Origin of the sequence: Mycolicibacterium neworleansense (assembly GCF_001245615.1) — a bacterium.
Classification (GTDB): domain Bacteria; phylum Actinomycetota; class Actinomycetes; order Mycobacteriales; family Mycobacteriaceae; genus Mycobacterium; species Mycobacterium neworleansense.
Window position 1 is genome coordinate 1 of the sequence record NZ_CWKH01000006.1, and the last position, 1,020, is coordinate 1,020.

General features: G+C 71.5%; 1 protein-coding gene and 1 pseudogene. Both read left to right on the plus strand.

Annotated elements, in window-relative coordinates; genetic code table 11:
• The coding region (locus BN2156_RS30310) for a class I SAM-dependent methyltransferase (protein WP_131725220.1) at positions 1-830 on the plus strand (830 nt) is incomplete at its 5' end.
• A gap of 36 nt (positions 831-866) precedes the next feature.
• A pseudogene (locus BN2156_RS31475) lies at positions 867-1,020 on the plus strand (HNH endonuclease); the annotation flags it as partial.

Sequence of the window (1,020 nt, forward strand, 5' to 3'; positions counted from 1 at the left end):
CCTCGCCCGGGCCCATCGCCGCGGACGCCCTCGTCGTCGACGGGTTCACCCGCACCTCGGTCCCCGGCCTGTTCGCCGCAGGCGACCTGAGTGCCCAGATGCCGCAGGTGGCCGCGGCGGTGGCCTCGGGCAGCCAGGCCGGAGCCGCCGTCGTACAGCACCTGCTCGGCCAGGACGTCGGCCTACCGGTCCCGCCGTGGCCCACCCAGACGGCCGTCACCACCCAGTACTGGGAGCGCCACTACGGCCAGCGTCCCCGCATCTGGAGCGGACGGGTCAACGCCCAGCTGGCCAAGATCGCCACCGACCTGCCCGCCGGCTCCGCGCTGGATCTGGGCTGCGGCGAGGGCGGTGACTCCGTCTGGCTGGCCGAAAACGGCTGGCAGGTCACCGCCATCGACGTCTCCGACACCGCGCTCGCCCGGGCCGCCGCCGAAGCGCAGGAACGCGGCGTGGCGGACCGCATCACCTTCGAGCGCCACGACCTGTCCGAGAGCCTCCCGGACGGCCGCTTCGACCTGGTCTCCGCCCAGTTCCTGCAATCGCCCATCGCCATGGACCGTGCCGGGATCCTGCGCCGCGCCGCCGGTGCGGTGGCCGACGGCGGCCTGCTGGTCATCGTCGATCACGGTGCAGCGCCGCCCTGGGCTCCCGAGCATGTACGGAAATTCGAGTTCCCCAGCGCCGACGACGTCGTCGGCTCGCTGAAGCTCGACGACACGCAATGGGAACGCGTCCGCGTGGGAACCGACGAGCGGGAGGCGACCGGGCCCGATGGACAGCACGGCATCCTGATCGACAACGTGATGGTGCTGCGACGAGTGGGCTGAATGGGCTTGTCACAGCCCGGTGGCATAATCGAACGCATGTTCGAGTTGACGGAATTGGCGCAGGTCAATCCCTATGCCGACGAGGCGTCGCTGCACCGGCGCATCGAGGAACTCGAACGGGCGAAGTCGGCGGCGGCCGCGGGGCAGGCCCGGTGTGCGGCCTTGTTGGACCAGAAGCGGCGGGCCGCCG